This is a genomic window from Serratia sp. DFXYC6 (assembly GCF_057196085.1).
In genome coordinates this window covers 58,916-84,775 of the sequence record NZ_JBXUNV010000007.1, presented here as the reverse complement: position 1 = coordinate 84,775, position 25,860 = coordinate 58,916, and the positions used below count along the sequence as shown (strand labels likewise).

The following is a 25,860-nucleotide window of genomic DNA, read 5'->3' as shown; positions in this document are numbered from 1 at the left end:
TTACACGGTTAACAACAGCAGGATAATTACCATGACTGTAGAAAAAAAATACATTGTCGCACTCGACCAAGGGACCACCAGCTCACGTGCCGTCGTGCTCGATCACGACGCCAACATCGTTGCAGTATCGCAGCGCGAATTCCCGCAGATCTATCCAAAGGCCGGCTGGGTTGAGCACGACCCGATGGAGATCTGGGCATCGCAAAGTTCGACGCTGGTAGAAGTGCTGGCGAAAGCCGACATCAATTCCGATCAGATCGCCGGCATCGGCATCACCAACCAGCGCGAAACCACCATCGTCTGGGAAAAAGAGACCGGCAAGCCGATTTACAACGCCATCGTTTGGCAGTGCCGCCGCACTGCCGACATCTGCGAGAAGCTCAAGCGCGACGGCCTGGAAGAGTACATCCGTCACAACACCGGCCTGGTGGTTGACCCGTACTTCTCCGGCACCAAGGTGAAGTGGATCCTGGACAACGTCGAAGGCGCCCGCGAGCGCGCCAAGCGCGGCGAACTGCTGTTCGGCACCGTGGATACCTGGCTGGTGTGGAAAATGACCCAGGGGCGCGTACACGTCACCGATTACACCAACGCCTCACGCACCATGATGTTCAACATCCACGAACTGGACTGGGACGAGCGCATGCTGGAAGTGCTGGATATCCCGCGCGCCATGCTGCCGAAAGTCCGCCCGTCCTCCGAAGTGTACGGCCAGACCAACATCGGCGGTAAGGGCGGCACGCGTATTCCTATCGCCGGTATCGCCGGTGACCAACAGGCGGCACTGTACGGCCAGCTGTGCGTTCAACCGGGCATGGCGAAGAACACCTACGGCACCGGCTGCTTCCTGCTGATGAACACCGGCAAAGAAGCGGTGCGCTCGAAAAACGGTCTGCTGACCACCATCGCCTGCGGCCCGCGCGGCGAAGTGAACTATGCGCTGGAAGGCGCGGTGTTCATCGGCGGTGCGTCTATCCAGTGGCTGCGCGACGAGCTGAAACTGATCAGCGACGCCGCCGACTCCGAATATTTCGCCACCAAGGTGAAAGACAGCAACGGCGTCTATGTGGTGCCGGCCTTCACCGGCCTGGGCGCGCCCTACTGGGATCCGTATGCTCGCGGCGCCATCTTCGGCCTGACCCGTGGTGCCAACAGCAACCACATCATCCGCGCCACGCTGGAATCCATCGCCTTCCAGACCCGTGACGTGCTGGACGCCATGCAGGCCGACGCCAACACCCGCCTGCAATCGCTGCGCGTGGACGGCGGCGCGGTCGCCAACAACTTCCTGATGCAGTTCCAGTCCGATATTCTCGGCACCCGCGTAGAACGCCCTGAAGTGCGTGAATCGACGGCGCTGGGCGCGGCGTTCCTGGCGGGCCTGGCCATCGGCTACTGGAACGATCTGGATGAAGTGAAGAGCAAAGCGGTGGTTGAGCGTGAATTCCGCCCAAGCATCGAAACCACCGAACGCAACTACCGCTACAGCGGCTGGAAAAAAGCGGTGGCTCGCGCTCAGGCATGGGAAGATCACGAGTAATCCCGAAGCTGCCGTTTCGCCAACAAGCGCTGCCTGCGGGCGGCGCTTTTTTTTTGCCCCGCCCTGCCGCCACCGCGCTGTGATAGACTTTGTCGATATTTTCCTCCCTTTCTCACAGACAGGTTTGCCATGAAACGTGAATTAGCCATCGAATTCTCCCGCGTTACCGAAGCCGCCGCGCTGGCGGGCTACAAATGGCTGGGGCGCGGCGACAAGAACGCCGCCGACGGCGCGGCGGTCCACGCCATGCGCATCATGCTCAACAAAGTGGATATCGATGGGCGCATCGTGATCGGCGAAGGCGAGATCGACGAAGCGCCGATGTTGTATATCGGCGAGCAGGTCGGTACCGGCCAGGGCGACGCGGTCGACATCGCGGTCGATCCGATCGAAGGCACCCGCATGACCGCCATGGGCCAGTCCAATGCGCTGGCGGTATTGGCGGTGGGCGATCGCGGCACCTTCCTGCATGCGCCGGACATGTACATGGAGAAGCTGGTGGTCGGCCCGGCGGCGCGCGGCGCCATCGATCTCAACCGGCCATTGGCAGAGAACCTGCAGAACGTCGCCGAACGACTGGGCAAACCGCTGTCGCAGCTGACGGTGATCGTATTGGCCAAACCGCGCCACGACGGCGTCATCGCGCAGATGCAGCAGTTGGGCGTGCGAGTATTCGCCATTCCTGACGGCGACGTAGCGGCCTCCATTCTCACCTGCATGCCGGAAAGCGAGGTCGATGTGATGTACGGCATCGGCGGCGCACCGGAAGGGGTGATCTCAGCCGCGGTGATCCGCGCGCTGGACGGTGACATGCAGGCGCGTTTGCTGCCGCGTCATGAGGTGAAAGGCGACAGCGCCGAAAACCGCCGCATCGGCGAACAGGAGTTGGCCCGCTGCCGGGAGATGGGTATCGAAGCCGGCCAGGCGCTGCGTCTGGATCAGATGGCGCGCAACGACAACGTGATCTTCTCCGCCACCGGCATCACCAAGGGCGATCTGCTGGAAGGCATCAGCCGCCAGGGCAACATGGCCACCACCGAAACGTTGCTGATCCGCGGCAAGTCGCGCACCATCCGCCGTATTCGTTCGACCCACTATCTGGATCGCAAAGACCCGGCGCTGCACGAGTTTCTGCTGTAACGAAACAGGGCGCCGAATGGCGCCCTGATGATTGATGACAAACCTCATGCCCTTGCCGTGTTGGCAGAGAACAGCGAATAAAAAACAAGGAAAGTCAATTTATTGATTTTCGGCTGATAACCACAAAGGGGAGAAAAACCCCGCTTTTTCTCCCCTTTGTCAACGGTATGAGGGCGCCGAATGGAGCCCTGTCGTTATGCGGTATGCCCCTGATGCTGCATACGATTGGACAGCGGCCACCAGCACAGCAGGATCAGCAGCGCCATCGCGAACATCAGCAAGCCGAGGCTGAACTGCCCGGTTTGCGGCAACATGGCGGACAGCCAGGTCGCCAGACCGGACCCCATGTTCTGCATCCCGCCCACCAGTGCGCCCGCCGCGCCGGCCAGGTAAGGGAACGGCTCCATCGCCCCGGTGGTCGCCAGCGGGAACAGCATGCCGGCGCCGAAGAAGAACAACGCGGCCGGCACGATCAGCGTCCAGATGTTCATCACGCCGAACCAGCCCGGGATCCACATCATCGCCCCCGCCAGCAGGCAGCTAATCACCGAATGCCACATCAGCGTGTGGAAGGTCTTGCCGTCGCGCCCGGCGTACCAGGCGCCGAAAAACGCCGCCGGGATCGGCAGAATGAACAGGATGCTGACGGTCAGCCCACTCAGCCCCAACACGCCGCCCATCAACACACCGCAGCTGGCCTCGAATACCGCAATCCCCGCCAGCGCGCCGATCAGCATCACCAGATAGCAGCTGAAGGTGCTGTCACCCAGCAGCTGGCGGAAACTGGCCAGCATGCGACGTTTTTCCGTTTGCACCGGGCGGGTTTCCGGCAGCCAGCGGAACATCGCGAAGGCGACGCAGGCGCACAGCGCCAGCAGGAAGGCGTAACAGGCTCGCCAGCCGAACACCATCGCCAGCGCGCCGCCGATCACCGGCGCCAGCAGCGGGCTGACCAAAATCCCCATGTTCAACAGGCTGTTGGCGTAGCGCAGAGCGGTGCCGGCATACAGATCGCGCGGCATGGTGCGCGCCATCACGCCCGCCACGCCGGTGCCCATGCCCTGAATCGCGCTGGCGGCGACCAGCATCGTCAGGTTGGTGGACAGCAGTGCGCCCAGCGCACCGAACAGGAAGATCATCATGCCGGTCAGGATCACCGGGCGGCGCCCGATCCGATCCGATATCGGCCCGTAAATCAGCTGGGAGAAACCGTAGGTCAGCAGATACGCCGCCATCACCCGTTGCACGGCGCCGGTGCGAACCGACAGATCGTGGGCGATATCAGCAATAACGGGAACATAAATGGTTTGCGCCATCTGGCCGACGGCGACCAACAGGATAAGCATCACCAGCAGGTGAAAATTCTCTAGTTTTCTCATTATCTTCGTTAACGTTTCAACTCGTCACAGCGTCCCGGTATGGCCGTTGCAGCAGCCAGAACGGCGAGCAGCCCTCTATGGCGGCATAAACTAATCAAATCTGATTTTTTTAGCGAGTTTCAGGCAGATATTGATCCAGGTCACACTGGCAGCAAACCCGACCAGGCTCGTAAATTAAACTGTACGTCTAACGCTTTGGAGTTAAAAATAGCGCCCTTGCAGTAGCCGCGCTTTAGCATTTAATCGATAATTATTTTCATCAACTTGAAATAAAATAACACCATAGGGATTTGGTTCATGAAAACACCTGAGCTGATTTTATTGCAGTTAAAGGCGCTCGGCCCGCACTCGGCCAAAATGCTGGCGGAGCGTCTGGACATCACGCCGATGGGCATCCGACAACATCTGCAATCCCTGGAAAAACGTGAGTTGGTTTGTTACGAAGAAGCGCGCAGCAAGGTCGGCCGCCCGACGCGCTACTGGTCGCTGACAGCGCGAGGGCACGCTTTTGCGGCCGCCGACCAGGAACGGCTGCGGGCATCCGCGCTGCGGCTGTTTGGCGGCGCCGGTGTGGAACCGTTGCTGAACGCGCGCGAAGAGCAGCTTTATCTGCGTTATGCCGAAGAGCTGTCCGCCGAGCGCAGCCACCAAGAGCGGTTAGCCCGATTGGTGCGTCTGCGGCAACATGACGGTTACATGGCCGAATTGCTCGATCATCCGCACGGTGCGCTGTTGGTGGAAAACCACTGTCCGATCGGCGTGGCCGGTTCCAACTGCAGCAGCCTGTGCAATTCCGAGCTGCAGCTGTTTCACCGCCTGTTCGGCAACGACTACCGGATAGAGCGCACCACGCACGCCATTTCCGGCTCACGACATTGTGCTTATTTGATTCGACCACGGGAGCTTTAGAGTATGGCTGAATGGGTAAACGGCAAGGTTACGCAGGTAAAACAATGGACCGACGGGCTGTTCAGCCTGGTGGTCAATGCCCCCATCGATCCTTTCACCGCCGGGCAATTCGCCAAACTGGCGCTGGAGATCGACGGCGAACGAGTGCAACGCGCCTACTCCTACGTCAATGCCCCCGATGACGCCAACCTGGAGTTCTATCTGGTGACGGTGCCGGAAGGCAAACTGAGCCCGCGCCTCAATCAGCTGCGGCCAGGGTCGGATGTCATGGTGACCAAAGAAGCGGCCGGCTTCTTCGTGCTGGATGAAGTGCCCGACTGCGACACGCTGTGGATGCTGGCGACCGGCACCGCCATCGGCCCCTATCTATCGATTCTGCAGCAAGGCGTCGGCCTGGAACGCTTTAACAACCTGGTGCTGGTGCACGCCGCGCGTTTTGCGCGCGATCTGAGCTACCTGCCGCTGATGCAGCAACTGCAGCAACGCTACAACGGCAAGCTGCGCATCCAGACCGTCGTCAGCCGTGAAGAAACACCCGGCTCACTGACCGGCCGCGTGCCGGCGCTGATCGAGGACGGCCGGCTGGAAGCGGCGATCGGCTTGACCATCGACGCCGAAACCAGCCACGTGATGCTGTGCGGCAACCCGCAGATGGTGCGGGACACCCAGCAAACGCTGAAAGACCACCGCCAAATGCGCAAGCACCTGCGCCGCAAACCGGGCCACATCACCAGCGAGCACTACTGGTAACCCGAGGATCAGCGGAACTTCACCGGTTCGGCTTCCGGGCCGAACCGATTGTCTCCCGGCGTGCCGACGAAGGCGCCCAGATCGATAGTCATCATCACAATAATCAGCGTCGGGATGAAACGCCCGACGCCCCATTGCCAGATCGGCGCCAGCATTTGCCAGTTGCCCGCCGCCAGCATCCACGCCAGGATCAGCAGCAACGCCCACCAGCCGGCCTTGTTGCGATCGTGCAGACGTTTGACCAGCACCGCCGCCGTCGGCCACAGCAGCGCCACGATAAAGAAGGCGATGGATTGGATGGCTATCAATTGATAATTGGCCAGCGTAAACGCCGCCGCCATCAGCACCAACCACAGCCCCATCCAGATCCAGAAGTCGCGCCGCCCGATGCGGCCCTTAAAAGAAAAACACCACTGTTGTAACGTCATCGATTCCTGCGCTCTAAGCCTGCCCATATTCTGCGCCGCAGTGTAACATAGACGCTGCCGGGCCGAGTTTTCCGCCTTGCATAACGCGGCGCGCCGCACAGCTTTCTCGTCAGCGAACCGATAATGGCGTGGGATCTTTGACAAGGCCCGCGAGTTATCGCTTTAATCGGAGCCATCTTTGTCCTTGATGCCATACGCCATGCTGAGAAAAACCCTCGCCATCGCCTGCCTGCTGCAGGCCGCCGCCAGCGCCTGGGCCGAACCGCCCGCCGCCGAAGCGAAACCGACCGCGCCTTACCTGCTGGCCGGGGCGCCGACCTTCGATCTGACGGTGGTCAAATTCCGCGAAAAATACAATCGCGACAACCCGAAACTGCCGATTGGCGAATTCCGCGCCATTCCGGCCACCGAAGACGATTCGCCGCTGCTGACGCGCGCCGCCAGCAAACTCAACGAAAACCTGTACGCCTCCACCGCGCTGGAGAAAGGCACCGGAAAAATCAAAACGTTGCAGATCACGCATCTGCCGCTGCAGCAGGCCAATGAAGAAAAAGCCGCGCGCGCCATCGCCATCAACTACATGGCGGCGCTGATGCGCCAGTTCGAACCGGCATTGACGGTGGAGCAGAGCCAGAACAAGGTGAACAGCCTGCTGGAAAAAGGCAAAGGATCGCGCTTTTACCAACAGCAGGTCGGCGCCATTCGCTATGTCGTCTCGGACAACGGCGATAAAGGCGTAACCTTCGCGGTTGAACCGATTAAGCTGGCGCTTTCCGAGCCGTAACGGCGCGGCATTTAATGACGAAAAGCAAAGCCTTCGCGCTTAATGATCTCTATACTGTTGGGCAGGTAAACTGCCGGTCCGGCAGTTGTCATTTCGACTCTCGCGTTCCCTAGTTGGAGGAAAAAACATGCGTCATCCATTAGTTATGGGTAACTGGAAGCTTAACGGCAGCACTCACATGGTCAACGAACTGATCGCCGGTCTGCGCAATGAGCTGAGCAGCGTTGACGGCTGTGGCGTCGCCATCGCCCCGCCGGTGATGTATCTGGATCAGGCCAAGCACGCGCTGGCCGGCAGCCGCATCGCGCTGGGCGCGCAGAACGTGGACGTTAACCTGTCCGGCGCCTTCACCGGTGAAGTTTCCGCCAACATGCTGAAAGACGTCGGCGCTCAGTACATCATCATCGGCCACTCCGAGCGTCGCACCTACCACAAAGAAAGCGACGAAGTGATCGCCGAGAAATTCGCCGTGCTGAAAGAAGCCGGCCTGATCCCGGTGCTGTGCATCGGTGAAACCGAAGCGGAAAACGCCGCGGGCAAAACCGAAGAAGTATGCGCGCGCCAGATCGACGCCGTGCTGAAAACGCTGGGCGCACCGGCGATGAAAGGCACCGTGATCGCCTATGAGCCGGTCTGGGCCATCGGTACCGGCAAATCCGCCACCCCTGCGCAGGCGCAGGCCGTGCACAAATTTATCCGCGATCACATCGCCAAGCACGATGCCGCGGTTGCCGCTGAAATCATCATCCAGTACGGCGGTTCGGTGAACGACAAGAACGCCGCAGAGCTGTTCTCCCAGCCGGACATCGATGGCGCGCTGGTTGGCGGCGCCTCGCTGAAAGCCGACGCTTTCGCCGTGATCGTCAAAGCCGCTGCCGCAGCGAAAAAAGCCTGATTGCCTTAGGCTTGCCATAAAAAAACCCCGGCAAGCCGGGGTTTTTTATTGCCGTTTAAACGGCATCAGCGTTTGCTGATTTCGTCGAATACGCCGCCGGTGGCGAAGTGCACCTTCTGCGCTTCGGTCCAGCCGCCGAAGGTGTCATCCACGGTGAACAGCTTCAACTGCGGGAACTGCCCGGCGAACTTGGCCGCCACCGCCGCATCGCGCGGGCGGTAATAGTGCTGTGCCGCGATAGTCTGCCCTTCCGGCGAATACAGATATTTCAGGTAGGCGGTCGCCACCTCGCGGGTACCGCGTTTGTCGACCACCTTATCCACCACCGACACCGTCGGTTCGGCCAGGATCGATTCGCTCGGGGTGATAATCTCGAACTTGTCTTTGCCCAGCTCTTTCTCCGCCAGCAGCGCTTCGTTTTCCCAGGCGATCAGCACGTCGCCGATGCCGCGCTCAACGAAGGTGTTGGTCGAGCCGCGCGCGCCGGAATCCAGCACCTCGACGTTCTTGTACAGGTTTTTGACGAAGTCCTGCGCCTTGGCCTTATCGTTGTTATTGTGATGCAACGCGTAGCCCCAGGCGGCCAGGTAGTTCCAGCGGGCGCCGCCGGAAGTTTTCGGGTTTGGGGTGATCACCGACACGCCCGGCTTGATCAAATCAGGCCAGTCATGAATCTGTTTCGGGTTGCCTTTGCGCACCAGGAAGACGATGGTCGACGTGTAAGGCGCCGAATTGTCCGGCAGGCGTTTGATCCAGTCTTTCTCGATGCGCCCGCGTTCGGCGATGGCGTCGACGTCATAGGCTAACGCCAGCGTCACCACATCGGCCTCGATGCCGTTGATCACCGACGTCGCCTGCTTGCCGGAGCCGCCGTGCGACTGGCGCACCGTCACCTTGTCGCCGGTTTCCGCCTGGTAGTGCTTGCTGAATGCCGTGTTGTAAGCCTGATAGAACTCACGCGTCGGATCGTATGACACGTTCAGCAACTGAATATCCTTCGCCATGGCGCCGGACGCCAACAGCACCAATGTCAGACCTACACCCCATTTACGCATCGACAGGCTCTCCCAGAAAATTAAGCGCAACCTCAATCGGTTGATTTAGCATCAGAGCCTGCCAGAAACTTTCCCGGCAACTAAAGAATAAAAAATTTTGGGATAGATGATTCTGGAATATGTCACTGGCGAGCATAAAAAAGCCCCCGGGAGCGGAGGCTTTTTTGTCGTGCGGTGAGTGGCGTATCAGTACAGCTTTTTCGCCGTTTCCAGCCAGTCGCCCTTGAACGGACGCTTCATGTTTTCGATCGCGTCGATGATGTCATGATGCACCATTTTTTCGTTCTGGATACCGACGCAGCGGCCGCCGTACCCCTGCAGCAGCAGTTCGATGGCGTAGGCGCCCATGCGCGAGGCCAGGATGCGGTCATAGGCGACCGGCGAACCGCCGCGCTGGATGTGGCCCAGCACAGTGGCGCGGGTTTCACGCTTGGTTTCCTGCTCAATGTGGCGCGCCAGCTCATCGATATCGCAGATGTGCTCGGTGATCGCCACGATAGCGTGTTTTTTGCCTTTGGCGATACCGGCCTTGATTTCGCACACCAGATCTTCGCGGTTGAATTCGATTTCAGGCAGCACGATAAATTCGCAGCCGCCGGCAATCGCCGCCGCCAGCGTCAGATCGCCGCAGTAACGGCCCATCACTTCCACGATGGAGATACGCTGGTGCGACGAGGAGGTATCGCGCAGGCGGTCGATCGCTTCCACCACGGTTTCCAGCGCGGTGAAGTAACCGATAGTGTAGTCGGTGCCGGCGACATCGTTATCGATGGTGCCCGGCAGACCGATGCACGGGAAGCCTTCTTCCGTCAGGCGTTTGGCGCCCATGTAGGAACCGTCGCCGCCGATCACCACCAGCGCGTCGATGCAGCGATTCTTCAGGTTTTCAATCGCCTTGGCGCGCACGTTTTCATCCCTGAATTCCGGGAAGCGGGCCGAACCAAGGAAGGTGCCGCCACGGTTGATCATGTCGGACACGCTATAGCGATCCAGCTGCTCCATGCGATCTTCGTACAAGCCAAGGTAGCCATCGTAAATACCAAAAACTTCCAGACCTTCTGAAAGCGCAGAACGCACAACGCCGCGGATTGCAGCGTTCATACCCGGCGAATCACCGCCGCTCGTCAGTACACCGATTTTCTTGATCATGACTACCTCTGAACTGTGTAGATGCAATTTCTTAAGAATTCTGTCTCCGCCGATCGTCTTGAAACCTCTCCGGCTGCAGAAAACCAGCTTTATGGCTTATTGCTGGATATTATATCAAAAACACCCAGCTGAATTGATTCAAGTCACGCAATATAACGGTTAAAACGCCGCATGGCACGCTGAGCTAACTCAGATATTCATGATAATACTTTGCGCTATGCCTCTATATGATTATAGCTCCCAATGCCCCTGCCTACCCGGCGGCACCACGGAGCACGGATCCAGGTGAATGATGACGTCCGCCCCCGCAAAACGGTGCCGCAACGCCTGTTCCACCTGATCGGCTAACCGGTGCGCCTCGCGCAGCGGCAGCGTGTCGTCCATCTCCAGATGCAGCTGGATGAAACGCGTCGGCCCCGACTGCCGCGTGCGCAGATCGTGCGCGCCTTTCACGCCGGGCCAGGAGGAAACCACGGCGATAATCGCCTGGCGCTCGTCATCCGGCAACGCCCGATCCAACAGCGACTGCACCGCTTCGTAGCCCATGCGCAGCGCGCTATACAGGATGTAAACGCCGATGCCCAGTGCAAACAGCGCATCCGCCCGCTGGAAGCCGTACCAGCTTAGCCCAAGAGCGATAAGAATAGCACCATTCATCATGACATCTGACTGATAATGCAGCATATCTGCGCGCACGGCCTGGCTGCGCGTTTTTCTGACCACCCAGCGTTGATAGGTGACCAGCATCAGGGTGCTGACTAACGCGATCACCGTCACGATGACCCCAACGCCGGGATCGCGCAGCGTTTGCGGTGCATACAGATGCTGGAAGCCGGTGAGAAACAGAAACAGGGCGGAACCGGAAATAAACATGCTTTGCGCCAGCGCCGCCAGCGACTCCGCTTTGCCGTGGCCGAAGGTGTGCTCGGCATCGGCCGGCTGCAGCGAATAGCGCACCACCAGAAGGTTGGTCAGCGATGCCGCGATATCGACCAGCGAATCCACCAGCGCCGCCAGCAGGCTGACAGAACCGGTCTGGTACCAGGCGACGATTTTGATCAGCAACAGCGACGACGCCAGCGCGGTAGCGGCCAACGCAGCGGACTTTACCAGGCGTGCATAGCGCTGTTCCATTGAGGGATCCCGGTCAAAAGGTGTGGCGCTCAATATAGCGAAATGTCGGATAAAAAAAACCCCGCCATCATGGCGGGGAAGACAGGGATGGTGTCTATGGCAAGGAAAAACAGGGGACTACTCAGTCGTACTTCACTTCTGGGCAGAAGCTTGCTGCAAACCAGAAATTTGTTGCTCCATCTGCTGCATGCGCTGCTGATGTTTCTGGTCTAAAACACTTTTTTGCTCTGGCGTCAGCAGGTTATACATTTGGTTGCGCACCCGGGCCATTTCGACCTGGCGCTTGACCTGCTGTTGGGCCATCTTTTCCGCCTGGGCATACACGGCGGCTTCGTCAAATTTCTCTGCGGTCACCAGTTTATGCATGGCTTCCATTTCAGCTACATTGACACCAGGCAGATCGTGCCGGGCCTGGCGCATCAAATCGCGCATTTGCTGGCGCTGCTGTTCGCTGAGGCTGACACCGTCGAACATATGGTGCTGGCCGGGTATTCGGGTCATCGCGTCGTTGCCGGGAGGTTGGGCTGTGTCCGGTATAGTGTCGGCAGCGAAGGCAGCGGTCGAACCAATTGCCAGCAGTGATGCCATAACTAATGCGGTCACCTTACGCATTTCAACTCCTCAAGCTTTCTCACTTTGCGAATCAACGAGGAGCAGTGTACCGCCACACCTGAAAACCTGCGTCAGTGCATGTAAAACTACGTAAAGTCATGGAATGGCAACAGTTGATGACGTATTTTGCGTCTGGAGGTAAATCATAATGAACAAGATTCTGTTAGTTGACGACGACCGCGAGTTGACCTCGCTGTTAAAAGAACTGCTTGAAATGGAAGGTTTTAATATCGTCGTCGCGCACGATGGCGAGCAGGCGTTGTCGCTGCTGGACAGCTCCGTCGATCTGCTGCTGCTCGACATCATGATGCCGAAGAAAAACGGCATCGATACGCTGAAAGAACTGCGCCAACATCACCAGACGCCGGTCATCATGCTGACCGCGCGCGGCAGCGAACTGGACCGCGTGTTGGGCCTGGAGCTGGGCGCCGATGATTACCTGCCGAAACCCTTCAACGATCGCGAACTGGTCGCGCGCATTCGCGCCATTCTGCGCCGTTCCAACTGGAGCGAACAGCAGCAGCAGGTCGACAGCGGCGCCCCGACGCTGGATGTCGATGGCCTGCAGCTGAACCCCGGCCGCCAGGAGGCCAGCTTCGACGGCCAGGTGCTGGATCTGACCGGCACCGAGTTCACCCTGCTGTATCTGCTGGCGCAACATCTCGGCCAGGTGGTGTCGCGCGAACTGCTGAGCCAGGAAGTGCTGGGCAAACGCCTGACTCCGTTCGATCGCGCCATCGACATGCATATCTCCAACCTGCGGCGTAAGCTGCCGGATCGCAAAGACGGGCATCCGTGGTTCAAAACCCTGCGCGGGCGTGGTTATTTGATGGTATCTGCAACATGATCAACAGTTTGACGGCACGCATCTTCGCCATTTTCTGGTTCACGTTAGCCCTGGTGCTAATGCTGGTGCTGATGGTGCCCAAGCTCGACTCCCGCCAAATGACCTCGCTGCTCGACAGCGAGCAGCGGCAGGGGTTGATGCTGGAACAGCACGTCGAGGCCGAGTTGCAAAACGATCCGGCCAACGATCTGATGTGGTGGCGCCGCCTGTTCCGCGCCATCGACAAATGGGCGCCGCCGGGCCAACGCCTGCTGCTGGTCACCAGCGAAGGCCGGGTGATCGGCGCGCAGCGCAATGAAATGCAGATCGTCCGCAACTTCATCGGCCAATCCGACAATTCGGATCATCCGAAGAAGAAAAAATACGGCCGCGTCGAACTGGTCGGGCCGTTCGCGGTGCGCGACGGCGAAGACAACTACCAGCTGTACCTGATCCGCCCCGCCAACAGCCCGCAATCCGATTTCATCAACCTGATGTTCGACCGGCCGCTGCTGCTGCTGATCGTCACCATGTTGATCAGCGCCCCGCTGCTGCTGTGGCTGGCCTGGAGCCTGGCGAAACCGGCGCGCAAGCTGAAGAACGCCGCCGATGACGTGGCGCGCGGCAACCTGAAGCAGCATCCGGAACTGGAGGCCGGCCCGCAGGAATTTCTGGCCACCGGCGCCAGCTTCAACCAGATGGTCAGCGCGCTGGAACGCATGATGAACGCCCAGCAACGCTTGATCTCGGACATCTCGCACGAGCTGCGCACGCCGCTGACTCGCCTGCAGCTGGCTACCGCGCTGATGCGCCGCCGCCACGGCGAAGGCCACGAGCTGGCGCGCATCGAAACCGAAGCGCAACGGCTGGATTCGATGATCAACGATCTGCTGGCGCTGTCGCGCGGGCAGCAGAAGGGCGAGCTGGCGCGCGAGCAGTTGAAGGCCAACGAACTGTGGGCCGACGTGCTGGATAACGCCCGTTTCGAAGCCGAACAGATGGGCAAGCAACTGGAGATCGCTGCGCCGCCCGGTCCGTGGACGCTGTTCGGCAACGCGAGCGCGCTGGACAGCGCGTTGGAAAACATCGTGCGCAACGCCCTGCGTTATTCGCACACCCGCATCGCCGTGGCGTTCAGCGCCGACAATCAGGGCGTGACTATCCAGGTTGACGACGACGGCCCCGGCGTCAGCGCCGAAGACCGCGAGCAGATCTTCCGTCCGTTCTACCGCACCGATGAGGCGCGCGACCGTGAGTCCGGCGGCACCGGCCTTGGCCTGGCTATCGTCGAGGCGGCGGTCAATCAGCATCGCGGCTGGGTGAAGGCCGAAGACAGCCCGCTTGGCGGTCTGCGGCTGGTGCTGTGGCTGCCGCTGCATCATCAACGCCTATCGTCTAAGACAGAACAGTAAGAGTTTGCTATCCTGCGCCCCTCGTTCACGAGGGGCCTGCAACATGCTGAACATCGTTTTATTTGAACCCGAAATTCCACCCAATACCGGCAATATCATCCGCCTGTGCGCCAATACCGGCTTTAATCTGCACCTGATCGAACCGCTGGGTTTCCCGTGGGACGACAAACGCCTGCGCCGCGCCGGGCTGGACTATCATGAGTTCACCCGCGTCAGCCGCCATGCCGATTACGCCGCCTTTCTCGCCGCCGAAAACCCGCAGCGGCTGTTTGCCCTCACCACCAAGGGCACGCCAGCGCACAGCGCCGTCAGCTACCAGGCCGGCGACTACCTGCTGTTCGGCCCGGAAACGCGCGGGTTGCCTGCCGACATCCTCGATGCGCTGCCCGCGCAGCAAAAAATCCGCATCCCGATGCAGGCGCAAAGCCGCAGCATGAACCTGTCGAATGCCGTATCGGTGGTGGTGTATGAAGCCTGGCGGCAGCTGGACTATGCCGGTGCGCTGATCAAGGCGTAATCCGCGACGTCGCGCCATACTGGAAGAGTTATCCTCTCCAGGCACGGCACATGGCTTTCATCGCAGAGATTGTCACCCAGCTTCGCCGGCTCGAACCGGCGCTGAACGAGGCGCTGTTGCGGCTGCAACAGGCGCAAGACAGCGAAGCGCTGCACGACTTGCGCGTCTGTCTGCGCCGCATTCGCAGCCTGCTGCGCCCGTTACGCGGCTGCCCCGGCGCAACCCGGCTCGATCGGGCCGCCGCCGAATTGGGCAGGCTCACGACGCCGCTGCGCGATCTCGAGGTGCTGATCGCCGAACTGGCGCGTCATCGCCTCGATTGGCAGGCCAACGTGCGCCAGAGCGAATTTCAGGCCCGCTGCCGTCAACTGCTCGCCCATCCGCAGCTCATCGGTTTTCCCTCGCTTTTGCACGCCTGGCCGCGCCGCTTTCGCCGCAGCGCGCAACGCGCTGCCAAACACCGTGTGAACCGACGCCTGCAGCGCCAACAACGGCAATTGTGCCGGGCATTGGCCGATACCGGCTACGATCGCCACCGCCTGAGGCTGCTGATAAAACGCCTGCGTTACGCGGCTGAAGCCTATCCGCAGAGCCTTCCCCTCTCTCCCGCCGCGATGGCGAGCCTGAAAGCGGCGCAGAACGCCCTCGGTGATTGGCACGACCGGGAGGTTTGGTGCCTGCAAGCCGAGCATCAGGCGGATCTCTGGCCCTTGTTGCCCCGGTGGCAAGCTGAGCAACGCCAGGCGCTGGTCAGAGCGGACGCCTTGCTCGCCGCCTTATCACCGGCACTGGCGGCGAAAACCGGCGGCGCATCACGATCCTGAAAAAAGGCCGCAGCAGGGCACGCCCGGCCCCGAAAAACCCCGATGAGGCGCAGATAATGCGCTATGTTTTGTAAGGGTAATCACCACTCATCATAGGAAACCATATGAAGAAACAACGTTTGAGCGTTGCCATGGCGGTTCTGGCGGTGGGCCTGTTGCTGGCGGGCTGCTCGTCCAAAGTCACCCAAACGAATCAATATTCGGGGTTCCTGCCGGACTACAGCAAGCTGCAGGAAACCAGCTCGCCAAGCGGCCATAAAACGCTGCGTTGGATCGATCCCAACTTTAAAGAGTCGAATTATCGCGGCGTGTATGTCGCTCCCGTGGTTTATTACCCGGCGGCTAAACCCACCGCCCGCGTCAGCCAACAAACGCTGGACAAAATTAGAAACTATACCGACCAAAGCGTGAGAAAAGCGGTGGCCGAGCGCACTACCGTTTTGAATAACCCGACAGGTTCCCGCGTGCTGTTGGCCAAAGTCGCGATTACCGCCGTGTCTGCCGAAGATGAGGATATGAAATTCTATGAAGTGGTGCCGGTAGCGGCCGTGGTGGCCAGCACCATGGCCGCCACTGGCCACCGGACGCAAAACACCACGCTGTTCCTGGAAGCGCAGTTGATCGATCAGGATAGCGGTAAAACGGTGCTGGAAGTGGTGCGCAAGAGTTACGGCAAAACCGTCAACAACGACAGCGCGCCAGTCACGGAACAAGAAGTCAAAGCGGCGATCGATGACATGGTCAACGACATCGTCACGTTCCCGAAACAGGGCTGACCACCGCCTGAAAAACACAGGGGGAGCCGAAGCTCCCCCTGAATGAACCCGCAACCACGGCTTAGATGCCGTCGCCATACTCGAAGCCGTGGTTGGTGCCGTTGAAGTATTGGTCCATATCCATCGACGGCGTATCGCTCTCCGGCCGCCCGACGATGCGCGCCGGCACGCCGGCGGCGGTGGTGTGCGGCGGTATCGCCTGCAAGACCACCGAGCCCGCGCCGATCTTCGCGCCCTTGCCCACTTCGATATTGCCGAGAATTTTGGCGCCTGCGCCAATCATCACCCCTTCACGGATTTTCGGGTGACGGTCGCCGCTGGTTTTACCGGTACCGCCCAGGGTGACCGACTGCAGGATAGAGACGTTGTTCTCCACCACCGCCGTTTCACCGATCACGATGCCGGTGGCGTGATCGAGCATGATGCCGCAACCGATGGTCGCCGCCGGATGGATGTCCACGCCAAAGGCGACGGAAATTTGATTTTGCAGGTAGATAGCCAGCGCCTGCCGCCCTTGCTGCCACAGCCAGTGACCGATGCGGTAAGCCTGCAGCGCATGGAACCCCTTCAGGTAAAGCAGCGGCGTGGAGTATTTATCGACCGCCGGGTCGCGCAGGCGCACCGCGAGGATATCGCGCGCCGCCGAAACGATCATCTGGTTGTCAGACTTGTAGGCCTCTTCCACCACCTCGCGCACCGCGATGGCGGGCATGATCGGCGTGGCCAGCTTGTTGGCCAGCATATAGCTGAGCGCGCTGCCCAGGTTCTCGTGCTTGAGCAACGTCGCATGGAAAAAGCTGGCCAGCATCGGTTCACAATCAGCCAGTGCTCGCGCTTCTGATTTAATGCTGTTCCAGACCTGTTCCAACTCTTCTGACGACATCACATACCCCTCTGCCTTGCCAAACGAGCCGCTTCACACGGTAGCGCGAAGCAGCCCAGGTCATTTGCGGGGTCAGCATTCCGCTGCCCCGACATATCGTTTTATGTCACGCGCTGGGTTTTTCGTCCTTTCGGGCTCGCCCCAGCAGGCTCAGCGCCGCTTCGCGGGCGTCCTTGTGGCAGTAAAGCACCTGATAAATCTGTTCGGTGATCGGCATTTCCACACCGTGCCGCTGCGCCAACGCCAACACCTCTTTGGTATTGCGATAGCCCTCGACCACCTGACCGATACTGTCCTGCGCTTCCTGCACGCCTTTACCCTGCCCCAGCATAATGCCGAAGCGACGGTTGCGCGACTGGTTGTCCGTGCAGGTTAGCACCAGATCCCCCAGCCCCGCCATGCCCATGAACGTCGAAGGATCGGCGCCCAGCGCAGAACCCAGACGGCTCATTTCCGCCAGCCCGCGCGTAATCAACGCGGTACGGGCATTGGCGCCGAAACCGATGCCGTCGGACATGCCGGCGCCGATGGCGATCACATTCTTCACTGCGCCGCCAAGCTGCACACCGATGAAGTCGGGATTGCTGTAGACGCGGAAACTCTTGCCGCAGTGCAGCAGCTGTTGCAGATCGTCGGCGAACTGCGCATCGGTCGCCGCCAGCGCGATCGCCGTCGGCAGGCCGGCGGCCAGCTCTTTGGCGAACGTCGGCCCGGAGAGCACCGCCAGCGGGATCGTCTCGCCCAGCGCCTCACGCGCCACGTCCTGCAGCAACCGGCCGGTTTCCGCTTCCAACCCCTTGGTGGCCCACACGATGCGGGCATCCGGGCGCAGATGCGGCTTCAGCTGGCGCAGCACGTCGCCGAACACGTGGCTCGGCACCACCACCAGCACGTCGCGGCTGGCGGCCAGCGCACGCGCCAAATCGGCTTCGAGCAGCAGGGTATCGGGGAAGGGAACGTCGGGCAGAAACGCCTGATTGCAGCGATCGCGCTGCAACGTTTGAATTTGCGCGGGGTTGTGCCCCCACAGCACCACGGTGTGGCCGTTACGCGCCAGCGTGATGGCCAATGCGGTGCCGTACGAGCCGGCACCGATAACAGTCATTGAAGCATTGACGGTGTTCATCAGGCATCCTGATGTGGTGCGGCACCTTCGCCTTCCGCCTGCTGCTGCAGATAGTTCATGAACAGCGCGTCAAAGTTGACCGGTGCCAGATTCAGCTGCGGGAAGGTGCCGCGGGAAACCAGGCTGGTGATGCACTCGCGCGCATACGGGAACAAAATGTTCGGGCAGTATGCGCCCAGGCAATGCGCCAGCTGCGTGCCTTCGATGCCTGCTACCGAGAAGATGCCCGCCTGCTGCACTTCGCACAGGAACGCCGTCTCTTCGCCCAGGGTCGCCGTCACGGTTACGCGCAGTACCACTTCATACACTTCGTCAGCCAGCTGGCTGGACGCGGTATCCAGATCAAGTTTAACTTCCGGCTGCCATTCCTGCTGGAAAACCTGCGGCGCGTTCGGCGCTTCGAAGGAGATATCCTTGGTATAGATACGTTGGATCTGGAAAGCCATTTCGGTGCTGTTTTGTTCTGACATGTGAGTAATACCCTTGGTTAAACGTCCTTATTGACACTCGGTGAACCGGCAAGCTGCTTAAAGCAGCGGATCCAGGCCGCCGCGAGCATCGAGTTCATATAAATCATCGCAGCCGCCGATATGCCGGCCGTCGATGAAAATCTGCGGCACGGTGGTGCGCCCGCTGCGCTCGATCATCACTTCGCGCTTGGCGCTATCGCCGTCGATGGCGATCTCGTTAAACGCCGCGCCCTTGCTGTTCAACAGCGCCTTGGCGCGATGGCAGAACGGGCAGGTCGCTTTGGTGTAGATATCAATGTTAGCCATGGATTGCCACCTCAAATAGGTTAAACGGTTACTTACCGCGCACCAGCGGCAGGTTTTCTCCGCTCCAGCCGGCAATGCCGTCTTTCAGCATAGTCACCTTTTCAAAACCGGCCTTGCTCAGGTTCTCCGCCGGCTCGCGGGAGGCGGTGCCGTTGGCGCACACGACGATGATCGGCTGCGCTTTGTGTTTTTCCAGCTCGCCCAGGCTGCCGTTTTTGATTTCGCTGGCGGTCAGGTTGATGGCGTTGGCCAGGTGACCACGGCGGAAATCGTCGCGGCTGCGGGTGTCGACCACCACGGCTTCTTCTTTGTTGATCAGGCGAATGGCTTCACCGCGGGCGATCTCTTTGACCTTGGAGAAACGGCTTTTGAAGGTCATGACGATCACGGCGACCAGCAGAGCGATCCAAGCCAGGCTCAGAATAGGGTGTCTGCTTACGAATGGCATAATTTCTTGCAGCATGGGGTGTAACAACTCCCGTCAGTTAAGGGATAAATAAGTCAAGGTTCCAGAGTATACCTGCCGAGTGCGGCAAATACAGCCAATAAGCAAGCGCGATTGTAGAAACTGCGGGCTGCGCTGAGAAATTCCCGAGGTCAGAGCATAAAAGCCCGCGCGATTCGCCGCAACCTTGATCTCTTTGGGCTATTTATCGCCGGCGGCGGTGTAAAATCAGCCGGTTTTTCGAGGGCGAATAGCCATGCTTGCGGCGGGCGCATGGCTATTCGCAGCTTAAAAAGTTCATAAGAGGTCAATGCAATGTCGAACAACAAAAAACCGATGGTCCTGGTGATCCTGGACGGTTACGGCCACCGTGAAGAGCGACAGGACAACGCGATCCTGAACGCCGGCACCCCGGTGATGGATCGTCTGTGGCGGGAGCAGCCGCATACGCTGATCGCCGCCTCCGGGCTGGATGTCGGCCTGCCCGATGGGCAAATGGGCAACTCCGAAGTCGGCCACGTCAATCTGGGCGCCGGGCGCATCGTGTACCAGGATCTGACCCGGCTGGACAAAGCGATCGCCGACGGCGACTTCTTCACCAACCCGGTGCTGACCGCCGCCGTCGATAAGGCCGTAGCGGCCGGCAAGGCGGTGCATATCATGGGTCTGCTGTCGGCGGGCGGCGTGCACAGCCATGACGAGCACATCCTGGCCATGATCAAGCTGGCCGCCCAACGCGGCGCCAAAGCCATTTATCTGCATGCCTTCCTTGATGGGCGCGACACGCCGCCGCGCAGCGCCGAAGCCCCGCTGCAACGCTGCCGCGACGCCTTCGCCGCATTGGGCGTCGGGCGCATCGCCTCGCTGATCGGCCGCTACTACGCGATGGACCGCGACAACCGCTGGGATCGCGTGCAGCTGGCCTATGACCTGCTGACCGCAGCCAAAGGCGATTCCGTGGCCGAGGATGCGATCGCCGGCCTGCAGGCTGCTTATCAGCGCGGTGAAAACGACGAGTTCGTCAGACCGACCGTGATCCGCGCCGCCGGTGAGGCCGATGCCGCAATGCAGGACGGCGACGCGTTGATCTTCATGAACTTCCGCGCCGACCGCGCGCGCCAGATCACCCGCGCTTTCGTGAACGCCGACTTCGACGGTTTCCCGCGCGCCAAGCAGGTGCAGTTCGGCGATTTCGTGATGCTGACCGAATACGCCGCCGACATCGCGACCGCCTGCGCCTATCCGCCGGCGCCGCTGGCCAACACCTTCGGCGAATGGCTGATGAAGCACGACAAAACCCAGCTGCGCATCTCGGAAACCGAAAAATACGCCCACGTCACCTTCTTCTATAACGGCGGCGTGGAAGCGCCGTTCAAGGGAGAAGACCGCGTGCTGGTCAACTCGCCGCAGGTCGCCACCTATGATCTGCAGCCGGAGATGAGCGCCGCCGAACTGACCGACAAGCTGCTGAGCGCCATCCGCAGCGGCAAATACGACGCCATCATCTGCAACTACCCGAACGGCGACATGGTGGGGCATACCGGCGTGTATGAAGCAGCGGTCAAAGCGGTGGAAACGCTGGACGCCTGCATCGCTCAGGTGGTTGACGCGGTGCGCGACGTCGACGGCCAACTGCTGATCACCGCCGATCACGGCAACGCCGAGCAGATGCGCGATCCGGCCACCGGCCAGGCGCACACCGCCCACACCAGCCTGCCGGTGCCGCTGATTTACGTCGGCAAACCGGCGCGCGCGGTCGAAGGCGGCAAGCTTTCGGACATCGCGCCAACCCTGTTAACGCTGATGGGAATGGAAATCCCGCAAGAGATGACTGGTAAGCCGCTGTTCATCGTGGAATAATCCTTCTCCATGAGGGAGAAGGCGTTTTTTGCACTATCAAGGGTAACCCGAAGCGCAAACGCAGGCAGCCGGCCGCTGCCTGAACGCACCGCGCCAAGGACGTTCACCGCCATGTGCGCCAGCGTATTTTGCGCTGGCGTCTTGCTGTTGCCGCTCGCCGGCCAGGCGGCGGAAGACAATAAATCCCAGCTGAAAGACATCCAGCAGAGCATCGCCGAGAAAGAAAAGGCGGTGAAGCAGCAGCAACAGCAGCGCAGCTCGCTGCAGGATCAGCTGCGTCAACAGGAAAAAACCATCGCCCAGGCCAGCCGCCAGTTGCGCGACACCCAGGGCACGCTCACCCAGTTGGGCAAGGACATTTCCGGCCTGAACGCCTCGATAGCCAAACTGCAAAAACAGCAATCGACCCAGCAAAACCTCCTCGCCAAACAGCTCGACGCCGCCTTCCGGCAAGGGCAGCACAGCGCCGTGCAGCTGATCCTCAGCGGTGAAGAAAGCCAGCGCAGCGAACGTATTCTGGCCTATTTCGGTTATCTGAACGAAGCGCGCCAGAAAACCATCGAAGAGCTGAAACAGACCCGCGCCGAGCTGGCGAAGCAAAAAACCACGCTGGTGGCCAAACAGGGCCAGCAAAAATCCTTACTGAGCGAACAACAGACGCAGCAGCAGAAGCTGGAGCAGGCGCGCGGCGCCCGCAAGAAAACGCTGACCGCGCTGGAAGCCTCGCTGGAAAAAGACCAACAACGCCTGGTGGAACTGCGCCAAAACGAAGCCCGCATGCGCGACAAGATCGCCCGAGCGGAGCGCGAAGCCCGTGCGCGCGCCGAACGCGAAGCGCGTGAAGCGGCCAAGGTGCGCGAACAGGTGCGCATCAAGGAACAGCAGGCGAAGAAAACCGGCACCACCTACAAACCTAGCGAAGCCGATCGCTCGCTGATGGCGCGAACCGGCGGCCTCGGTCGTCCGGCCGGCCAGCTGATGTGGCCGGTGCGCGGCCGCACGCTGCACGGCTTTGGCGAGCAGCAGCAGGGCGAGCTACGCTGGAAAGGCATGGTGATCGAAGCCCGCGAAGGCAGCGAAGTGAAAGCCGTCGCCGATGGCCGCGTGCTGCTGGCCGACTGGCTGCAAGGCTATGGCCTGATGGTGGTGGTCGAACACGGTAAAGGCGACATGAGCGTGTACGGCTACAACCAAAGCGCGTTGGTCAACGTCGGGGCGCAGGTGCGCGCTGGCCAGCCGATCGCTCTGGTCGGCACCAGCGGCGGCCAGGGAACGCCGTCGCTCTATTTCGAAATCCGTCGTCAGGGGCAGGCGGTTAACCCACTGCCGTGGTTGGGAAGATAGATTTGCGTTATGTCAAAACCCGTACAGCTTTGTTAATCGGCTGTCTGCTGCAGGTTTACGCTGCGCAGGCAGGAAAACTCTCCATCGTCATCGATGACGTGGGCTACCGCCCTCACGAAGAAAACGCGGTGCTGCAAATGCCGACGGCGATCTCGGTCGCAGTCTTGCCCAACGCGCCGCATGCCCGCCTGATGGCCACCCGCGCCCACAGCCAGGGCCGCGAAGTCTTGATCCACATGCCGATGGCGCCGCTCAGCAAGCAGCCGCTGGAACGCGATACCCTGCAGCCTTCCATGAGCAGCGACGAGATCCAGCGCATCATCCGCAACGCGGTGAACAACGTGCCCTACGCGGTCGGCATGAACAACCACATGGGCAGCGCCATGACCTCCAGCCTGCCGGGCATGCAGAAAGTGATGCAGGCGCTCGAAAGCTATCGTCTGTATTTCCTCGACAGCATGACCATCGGCAGCAGCCAGGCGACCCGCGCCGCGGCCGGCACCGGCGTGAAAGTGATCAAACGCAGGGTGTTCCTCGACGATACCGCGAACGAAGCCGATATCCGCCGTCAGTTCAACCGCGCGGTTGAATTGGCGCGGCGCAACGGTTCCGCCATCGCCATCGGCCACCCGCGCCCGGCGACGGTGAAAGTGCTGCAGCAGATGCTGCCGTCGCTGCCCGCCGATATCGTGCTGGTCAAACCGAGCGCGCTGCTGAACGAACCGCAGGGCAACGGTGGCGGCAGCTACGTCCCGCCGCCGGTCAAACCGCAAAAACCGCAGCCGAAGAACCCGTTCAGCGGCGGCATCAAACAGTGCAAGGTCAAACCGCCGAAGGAAAAAACCAACGCCGGCACCGCGCTGGGCGTTATCGCCGACAGCATTGCCACCTCGCCGCCGGTGACCTTCATCAAGCGTCATTGGCAGCACTGGACGCAAACCAAACCGCAAGCATAAAAAAAGGGCCGGAATTCCGGCCCTTTTCACGCCTGCCGAGATCAATCCCAGCTCAGCACCACTTTGCCCGATTTGCCGGAGCGCATGGCGTCGAAGCCCTGCTGGAACTCGTCGATCGAGAAACGGTGGGTGATGATCGGGGTCAAATCCAGACCGGACTGGATCAGCGCCGCCATCTTGTACCAGGTTTCGAACATTTCGCGGCCGTAAATCCCTTTGATAAACAGCCCTTTGAAGATGACCTGATTCCAGTCGATCGACATATCCGAAGGCGGAATGCCCAGCATGGCGATGCGCCCGCCGTGGTTCATCGCATTGAGCAGCGTGCGGAACGCCGGCGGCGCGCCGGACATTTCCAGGCCGACGTCGAACCCTTCGGTCATGCCCAGTTCGGCCATCACGTCGCTGAGGTTTTCCTTGCTGACGTTCACCGCACGGGTCACGCCCATCTTGCGCGCCAGTTCCAGGCGGTATTCGTTAACGTCGGTGATCACCACATGGCGGGCGCCGACGTGTTTGCACACCGCCGCCGCCATGATGCCGATCGGGCCGGCACCGGACACCAGCACGTCTTCCCCAACCAGATCGAACGACAGCGCGGTATGCACTGCGTTACCGAACGGATCAAAGATCGAAGCCAGTTCGTCGGAGATGTTATCCGGGATCTTGAAGGCGTTGAACGCCGGGATCACCAGGTATTCCGCGAAGCTGCCCGGGCGGTTCACGCCCACGCCGACGGTGTTGCGGCACAGGTGCGTGCGGCCGCCGCGGCAGTTGCGGCAGTGGCCGCAGGTGATATGGCCTTCGCCGGACACGCGATCGCCGATGTTGAAACCTTTGACTTCCTGACCGATCGCCACCACTTCGCCCACGTATTCATGGCCGACCACCATCGGAACCGGAATGGTCTTTTGCGACCACTCGTCCCAGTTGTAGATATGCACATCGGTGCCGCAGATCGCGGTTTTGCGGATTTTGATCATGATGTCGTTGTGGCCCAGCTCCGGCTGAGGCACGTCGGTCATCCAAATCCCTTCTTCCGCTTTCAGTTTTGACAGTGCTTTCATGGTTTTACCTTATGCAATAACGCCAAGATCCTTACCGATACGTGTAAACGCCGCCACTGCGCGTTCGATTTGCTCCGGGGTGTGGTCGGCGGACATCTGGGTGCGGATGCGCGCCTGGCCTTTCGGCACCACCGGATAGAAGAAACCGGTCACATAGATGCCTTCCTTGAGCAACGCATTGGCGAATTCCTGCGCCAACTTCGCCTCACCCAGCATCACCGGGATGATGGCGTGATCGGCGCCGGCCAACGTGAAGCCGGCGGCGGTCATTTTTTCGCGGAACAGACGCGCATTGGCCCACAGGCGATCGCGCAGGGCATCGCCCTCTTCCAGCAGTTCCAGCACTTTGATCGACGCGGCGACGATCGCCGGCGCCAGCGAGTTGGAGAACAGGTACGGGCGCGAACGCTGGCGCAGCCACTCCACCACTTCTTTCTTGGCGGCGGTGTAGCCGCCGGACGCGCCGCCCAGCGCTTTGCCTAACGTACCGGTGATGATATCGACGCGGCCCATCACTTCGCAGTATTCATGGGTGCCGCGCCCGTTGGCGCCGACAAAGCCCACCGCGTGAGAGTCATCCACCATCACCAGCGCCTGGTATTCGTCCGCCAGATCGCAAACCCCTTTCAGGTTGGCGATCACGCCGTCCATAGAGAACACGCCGTCGGTGGCGATCAGGATGTGACGCGCGCCGTCGGCTTTGGCCTGCTTCAGCTGCGCGGCCAGCTCGGTCATGTCGTTATTGGCATAGCGATAGCGCTTGGCCTTGCACAGGCGCACGCCGTCGATGATCGACGCGTGGTTCAGCGCATCGGAGATAATGGCGTCTTCCGGGCCGAGCAGGGTTTCGAACAGCCCGCCGTTGGCGTCGAAGCAAGAGGAGTACAGGATCGCGTCTTCCATGCCCAAAAAGGCCGCCAGTTTCTGTTCCAGCTGCTTGTGGCTGTCCTGGGTGCCGCAGATGAAGCGCACCGACGCCATGCCGAAACCGTGGCTGTCCATGCCCGACTTGGCGGCGGCGATCAGCGCCGGGTGGTTGGCCAGGCCCAGGTAGTTATTGGCGCAGAAGTTGATCACATGGCTGCCGTCGGCGACGGCGATATCCGCCTGTTGCGCGGAGGTGATGATGCGTTCTTCCTTGAACAGCCCTTCACTGCGCGTGGCGGCAAGCTGTTGTTCCAACTGCTGATAAAAAGACGCTGACATTCGGTTATCTCCAGGATTGGGCTATTTGCGGCATATTTTACTGATTTGTAACCAAACTGACGAGAAT

Annotated in this window: 27 protein-coding genes; 14 read left to right on the top strand and 13 right to left on the bottom strand. The window is 60.5% G+C overall.

The features are described 5' to 3' along the window. Positions 1-31: 31 nt before the first annotated feature. Together glpK and glpX are read left to right on the top strand one after the other, a co-directional pair. Positions 32-1,540, top strand: coding sequence for a glycerol kinase GlpK (glpK, locus tag AC2CGQ_RS23840; RefSeq protein ID WP_004931097.1), 1,509 nt, complete (start codon positions 32-34; stop codon positions 1,538-1,540). A 129-nt stretch (positions 1,541-1,669) separates the two neighbouring features. After that, entirely contained in the window at positions 1,670-2,680 is a 1,011-nt protein-coding gene (gene glpX / locus AC2CGQ_RS23835; protein WP_016929713.1) for a class II fructose-bisphosphatase, read from the top strand. Between the two features lie 194 nt (positions 2,681-2,874). On the opposite strand, the gene emrD is transcribed toward glpX, so the two are convergent. Then, positions 2,875-4,059 carry a multidrug efflux MFS transporter EmrD gene (emrD, locus tag AC2CGQ_RS23830; RefSeq protein WP_166445494.1) on the bottom strand — a complete coding sequence of 395 codons (1,185 nt, stop codon included), beginning with the start codon at positions 4,057-4,059 and terminating at the stop codon, positions 2,875-2,877. Between the two features lie 297 nt (positions 4,060-4,356). On the opposite strand from emrD, the gene AC2CGQ_RS23825 reads away from it, so the two are divergent. Beyond that, a complete protein-coding gene (locus AC2CGQ_RS23825; RefSeq protein WP_004931104.1) occupies positions 4,357-4,968 on the top strand; it encodes a helix-turn-helix transcriptional regulator in 612 nt (203 codons plus the stop codon). 3 nt (positions 4,969-4,971) lie between these two features. After that, complete coding sequence (gene fpr / locus AC2CGQ_RS23820) at positions 4,972-5,718, top strand: ferredoxin--NADP(+) reductase (RefSeq protein ID WP_004931107.1); 747 nt, start codon at positions 4,972-4,974, stop codon at positions 5,716-5,718. A gap of 8 nt (positions 5,719-5,726) precedes the next feature. Here the strand turns inward: fpr and AC2CGQ_RS23815 are convergent, their stop codons facing one another. Then, positions 5,727-6,146: a DUF805 domain-containing protein gene (locus AC2CGQ_RS23815; protein WP_004931108.1), complete on the bottom strand. Its 420-nt coding sequence runs from the start codon at positions 6,144-6,146 to the stop codon at positions 5,727-5,729. Positions 6,147-6,345: 199 nt separating this feature from the next. Here AC2CGQ_RS23815 and AC2CGQ_RS23810 point away from each other — a divergent pair, with 199 nt between their 5' ends. Both AC2CGQ_RS23810 and tpiA read left to right on the top strand, forming a co-directional pair. After that, the gene (locus tag AC2CGQ_RS23810; RefSeq protein WP_048326688.1) at positions 6,346-6,930 is read left to right on the top strand and encodes a DUF1454 family protein; all 585 of its coding nucleotides are present in this window, start codon (positions 6,346-6,348) and stop codon (positions 6,928-6,930) included. Between the two features lie 127 nt (positions 6,931-7,057). Then, a complete protein-coding gene (gene tpiA / locus AC2CGQ_RS23805) occupies positions 7,058-7,825 on the top strand; it encodes a triose-phosphate isomerase (RefSeq protein ID WP_004931113.1) in 768 nt (255 codons plus the stop codon). Between the two features lie 65 nt (positions 7,826-7,890). Here tpiA and AC2CGQ_RS23800 read toward each other — a convergent pair whose 3' ends face one another. The 4 genes from AC2CGQ_RS23800 to cpxP all read right to left on the bottom strand — a co-directional run bounded on the left by AC2CGQ_RS23800 (position 7,891) and on the right by cpxP (position 11,775). Further along, positions 7,891-8,880, bottom strand: coding sequence for a sulfate ABC transporter substrate-binding protein (locus AC2CGQ_RS23800; protein WP_015379419.1), 990 nt, complete (start codon positions 8,878-8,880; stop codon positions 7,891-7,893). Positions 8,881-9,066: 186 nt separating this feature from the next. Then, positions 9,067-10,029 carry a 6-phosphofructokinase gene (pfkA, locus tag AC2CGQ_RS23795; RefSeq protein ID WP_484593919.1) on the bottom strand — a complete coding sequence of 321 codons (963 nt, stop codon included), beginning with the start codon at positions 10,027-10,029 and terminating at the stop codon, positions 9,067-9,069. A 231-nt stretch (positions 10,030-10,260) separates the two neighbouring features. After that, a complete protein-coding gene (gene fieF / locus AC2CGQ_RS23790) occupies positions 10,261-11,163 on the bottom strand; it encodes a CDF family cation-efflux transporter FieF (RefSeq protein WP_048326689.1) in 903 nt (300 codons plus the stop codon). Positions 11,164-11,295: 132 nt separating this feature from the next. After that, positions 11,296-11,775 (bottom strand): cell-envelope stress modulator CpxP, encoded by a 480-nt coding sequence (gene cpxP / locus AC2CGQ_RS23785; RefSeq protein ID WP_004931122.1) that lies wholly within the window; start codon positions 11,773-11,775, stop codon positions 11,296-11,298. Between the two features lie 148 nt (positions 11,776-11,923). Between cpxP and cpxR the strand changes: the two genes are divergently transcribed. The 5 genes from cpxR (at position 11,924) to AC2CGQ_RS23760 (ending at position 16,130) form a co-directional block, all read left to right on the top strand. Continuing rightward, positions 11,924-12,622: an envelope stress response regulator transcription factor CpxR gene (gene cpxR / locus AC2CGQ_RS23780; protein ID WP_004931124.1), complete on the top strand. Its 699-nt coding sequence runs from the start codon at positions 11,924-11,926 to the stop codon at positions 12,620-12,622. Continuing rightward, a complete protein-coding gene (cpxA, locus tag AC2CGQ_RS23775) occupies positions 12,619-14,013 on the top strand; it encodes an envelope stress sensor histidine kinase CpxA (RefSeq protein ID WP_015379421.1) in 1,395 nt (464 codons plus the stop codon). Before cpxR ends, cpxA begins: the two co-directional genes overlap by 4 nt. Positions 14,014-14,056: 43 nt before the next feature. Further along, entirely contained in the window at positions 14,057-14,530 is a 474-nt protein-coding gene (gene trmL / locus AC2CGQ_RS23770) for a tRNA (uridine(34)/cytosine(34)/5-carboxymethylaminomethyluridine(34)-2'-O)-methyltransferase TrmL (protein ID WP_004931130.1), read from the top strand. Positions 14,531-14,580: 50 nt separating this feature from the next. Further along, positions 14,581-15,354, top strand: a complete 774-nt coding sequence (locus AC2CGQ_RS23765) for a CHAD domain-containing protein (protein ID WP_060557955.1) — start codon at positions 14,581-14,583, stop codon at positions 15,352-15,354. A gap of 104 nt (positions 15,355-15,458) precedes the next feature. Continuing rightward, the gene (locus AC2CGQ_RS23760) at positions 15,459-16,130 is read left to right on the top strand and encodes a DUF3313 domain-containing protein (RefSeq protein ID WP_484593918.1); all 672 of its coding nucleotides are present in this window, start codon (positions 15,459-15,461) and stop codon (positions 16,128-16,130) included. A gap of 61 nt (positions 16,131-16,191) precedes the next feature. Here AC2CGQ_RS23760 and cysE read toward each other — a convergent pair whose 3' ends face one another. From cysE to AC2CGQ_RS23735, 5 genes are all read right to left on the bottom strand, one after another. Then, positions 16,192-17,013, bottom strand: coding sequence for a serine O-acetyltransferase (cysE, locus tag AC2CGQ_RS23755; protein ID WP_004931135.1), 822 nt, complete (start codon positions 17,011-17,013; stop codon positions 16,192-16,194). Positions 17,014-17,119: 106 nt separating this feature from the next. Continuing rightward, positions 17,120-18,139: an NAD(P)H-dependent glycerol-3-phosphate dehydrogenase gene (gene gpsA / locus AC2CGQ_RS23750; protein ID WP_033631338.1), complete on the bottom strand. Its 1,020-nt coding sequence runs from the start codon at positions 18,137-18,139 to the stop codon at positions 17,120-17,122. Beyond that, positions 18,139-18,609, bottom strand: a complete 471-nt coding sequence (gene secB, locus AC2CGQ_RS23745) for a protein-export chaperone SecB (RefSeq protein ID WP_004931139.1) — start codon at positions 18,607-18,609, stop codon at positions 18,139-18,141. Before secB ends, gpsA begins: the two co-directional genes overlap by 1 nt. Before the next feature lie 57 nt (positions 18,610-18,666). Next, positions 18,667-18,915: a glutaredoxin 3 gene (gene grxC, locus AC2CGQ_RS23740; RefSeq protein ID WP_019452217.1), complete on the bottom strand. Its 249-nt coding sequence runs from the start codon at positions 18,913-18,915 to the stop codon at positions 18,667-18,669. Between the two features lie 28 nt (positions 18,916-18,943). After that, a complete protein-coding gene (locus tag AC2CGQ_RS23735) occupies positions 18,944-19,378 on the bottom strand; it encodes a rhodanese-like domain-containing protein (protein WP_015379424.1) in 435 nt (144 codons plus the stop codon). A gap of 297 nt (positions 19,379-19,675) precedes the next feature. Here AC2CGQ_RS23735 and gpmM point away from each other — a divergent pair, with 297 nt between their 5' ends. The 3 genes from gpmM to AC2CGQ_RS23720 are packed head-to-tail and all read left to right on the top strand — an operon-like array spanning position 19,676 to position 23,520. Beyond that, a complete protein-coding gene (gene gpmM, locus AC2CGQ_RS23730) occupies positions 19,676-21,220 on the top strand; it encodes a 2,3-bisphosphoglycerate-independent phosphoglycerate mutase (protein WP_166445496.1) in 1,545 nt (514 codons plus the stop codon). Positions 21,221-21,229: 9 nt separating this feature from the next. Continuing rightward, complete coding sequence (gene envC, locus AC2CGQ_RS23725) at positions 21,230-22,564, top strand: murein hydrolase activator EnvC (protein WP_028128084.1); 1,335 nt, start codon at positions 21,230-21,232, stop codon at positions 22,562-22,564. A 2-nt stretch (positions 22,565-22,566) separates the two neighbouring features. After that, positions 22,567-23,520, top strand: coding sequence for a divergent polysaccharide deacetylase family protein (locus tag AC2CGQ_RS23720; RefSeq protein WP_021504465.1), 954 nt, complete (start codon positions 22,567-22,569; stop codon positions 23,518-23,520). 41 nt (positions 23,521-23,561) lie between these two features. Here AC2CGQ_RS23720 and tdh read toward each other — a convergent pair whose 3' ends face one another. Continuing rightward, positions 23,562-24,587, bottom strand: coding sequence for an L-threonine 3-dehydrogenase (tdh, locus tag AC2CGQ_RS23715; RefSeq protein ID WP_004931152.1), 1,026 nt, complete (start codon positions 24,585-24,587; stop codon positions 23,562-23,564). Between the two features lie 9 nt (positions 24,588-24,596). After that, positions 24,597-25,793, bottom strand: a complete 1,197-nt coding sequence (gene kbl / locus AC2CGQ_RS23710; protein WP_004931154.1) for a glycine C-acetyltransferase — start codon at positions 25,791-25,793, stop codon at positions 24,597-24,599. Between the last annotated feature and the right edge of the window lie 67 nt (positions 25,794-25,860).

Excerpts from the sequence above, each read along its gene's own strand:
- glpK (WP_004931097.1), top strand. The coding sequence starts at position 32 with ATGACTGTAGAAAAAAAATACATTGTCGCACTCGACCAAGGGACCACC.
- glpX (WP_016929713.1), top strand. The coding sequence starts at position 1,670 with ATGAAACGTGAATTAGCCATCGAATTCTCCCGCGTTACCGAAGCCGCC.
- emrD (WP_166445494.1), bottom strand. The coding sequence starts at position 4,059 with ATGAGAAAACTAGAGAATTTTCACCTGCTGGTGATGCTTATCCTGTTG.
- AC2CGQ_RS23825 (WP_004931104.1), top strand. The coding sequence starts at position 4,357 with ATGAAAACACCTGAGCTGATTTTATTGCAGTTAAAGGCGCTCGGCCCG.
- fpr (WP_004931107.1), top strand. The coding sequence starts at position 4,972 with ATGGCTGAATGGGTAAACGGCAAGGTTACGCAGGTAAAACAATGGACC.
- AC2CGQ_RS23815 (WP_004931108.1), bottom strand. The coding sequence starts at position 6,146 with ATGACGTTACAACAGTGGTGTTTTTCTTTTAAGGGCCGCATCGGGCGG.
- AC2CGQ_RS23810 (WP_048326688.1), top strand. The coding sequence starts at position 6,346 with ATGCTGAGAAAAACCCTCGCCATCGCCTGCCTGCTGCAGGCCGCCGCC.
- tpiA (WP_004931113.1), top strand. The coding sequence starts at position 7,058 with ATGCGTCATCCATTAGTTATGGGTAACTGGAAGCTTAACGGCAGCACT.
- AC2CGQ_RS23800 (WP_015379419.1), bottom strand. The coding sequence starts at position 8,880 with ATGCGTAAATGGGGTGTAGGTCTGACATTGGTGCTGTTGGCGTCCGGC.
- pfkA (WP_484593919.1), bottom strand. The coding sequence starts at position 10,029 with ATGATCAAGAAAATCGGTGTACTGACGAGCGGCGGTGATTCGCCGGGT.
- fieF (WP_048326689.1), bottom strand. The coding sequence starts at position 11,163 with ATGGAACAGCGCTATGCACGCCTGGTAAAGTCCGCTGCGTTGGCCGCT.
- cpxP (WP_004931122.1), bottom strand. The coding sequence starts at position 11,775 with ATGCGTAAGGTGACCGCATTAGTTATGGCATCACTGCTGGCAATTGGT.
- cpxR (WP_004931124.1), top strand. The coding sequence starts at position 11,924 with ATGAACAAGATTCTGTTAGTTGACGACGACCGCGAGTTGACCTCGCTG.
- cpxA (WP_015379421.1), top strand. The coding sequence starts at position 12,619 with ATGATCAACAGTTTGACGGCACGCATCTTCGCCATTTTCTGGTTCACG.
- trmL (WP_004931130.1), top strand. The coding sequence starts at position 14,057 with ATGCTGAACATCGTTTTATTTGAACCCGAAATTCCACCCAATACCGGC.
- AC2CGQ_RS23765 (WP_060557955.1), top strand. The coding sequence starts at position 14,581 with ATGGCTTTCATCGCAGAGATTGTCACCCAGCTTCGCCGGCTCGAACCG.
- AC2CGQ_RS23760 (WP_484593918.1), top strand. The coding sequence starts at position 15,459 with ATGAAGAAACAACGTTTGAGCGTTGCCATGGCGGTTCTGGCGGTGGGC.
- cysE (WP_004931135.1), bottom strand. The coding sequence starts at position 17,013 with ATGTCGTCAGAAGAGTTGGAACAGGTCTGGAACAGCATTAAATCAGAA.
- gpsA (WP_033631338.1), bottom strand. The coding sequence starts at position 18,139 with ATGAACACCGTCAATGCTTCAATGACTGTTATCGGTGCCGGCTCGTAC.
- secB (WP_004931139.1), bottom strand. The coding sequence starts at position 18,609 with ATGTCAGAACAAAACAGCACCGAAATGGCTTTCCAGATCCAACGTATC.
- grxC (WP_019452217.1), bottom strand. The coding sequence starts at position 18,915 with ATGGCTAACATTGATATCTACACCAAAGCGACCTGCCCGTTCTGCCAT.
- AC2CGQ_RS23735 (WP_015379424.1), bottom strand. The coding sequence starts at position 19,378 with ATGCTGCAAGAAATTATGCCATTCGTAAGCAGACACCCTATTCTGAGC.
- gpmM (WP_166445496.1), top strand. The coding sequence starts at position 19,676 with ATGTCGAACAACAAAAAACCGATGGTCCTGGTGATCCTGGACGGTTAC.
- envC (WP_028128084.1), top strand. The coding sequence starts at position 21,230 with ATGAGGGAGAAGGCGTTTTTTGCACTATCAAGGGTAACCCGAAGCGCA.
- tdh (WP_004931152.1), bottom strand. The coding sequence starts at position 24,587 with ATGAAAGCACTGTCAAAACTGAAAGCGGAAGAAGGGATTTGGATGACC.
- kbl (WP_004931154.1), bottom strand. The coding sequence starts at position 25,793 with ATGTCAGCGTCTTTTTATCAGCAGTTGGAACAACAGCTTGCCGCCACG.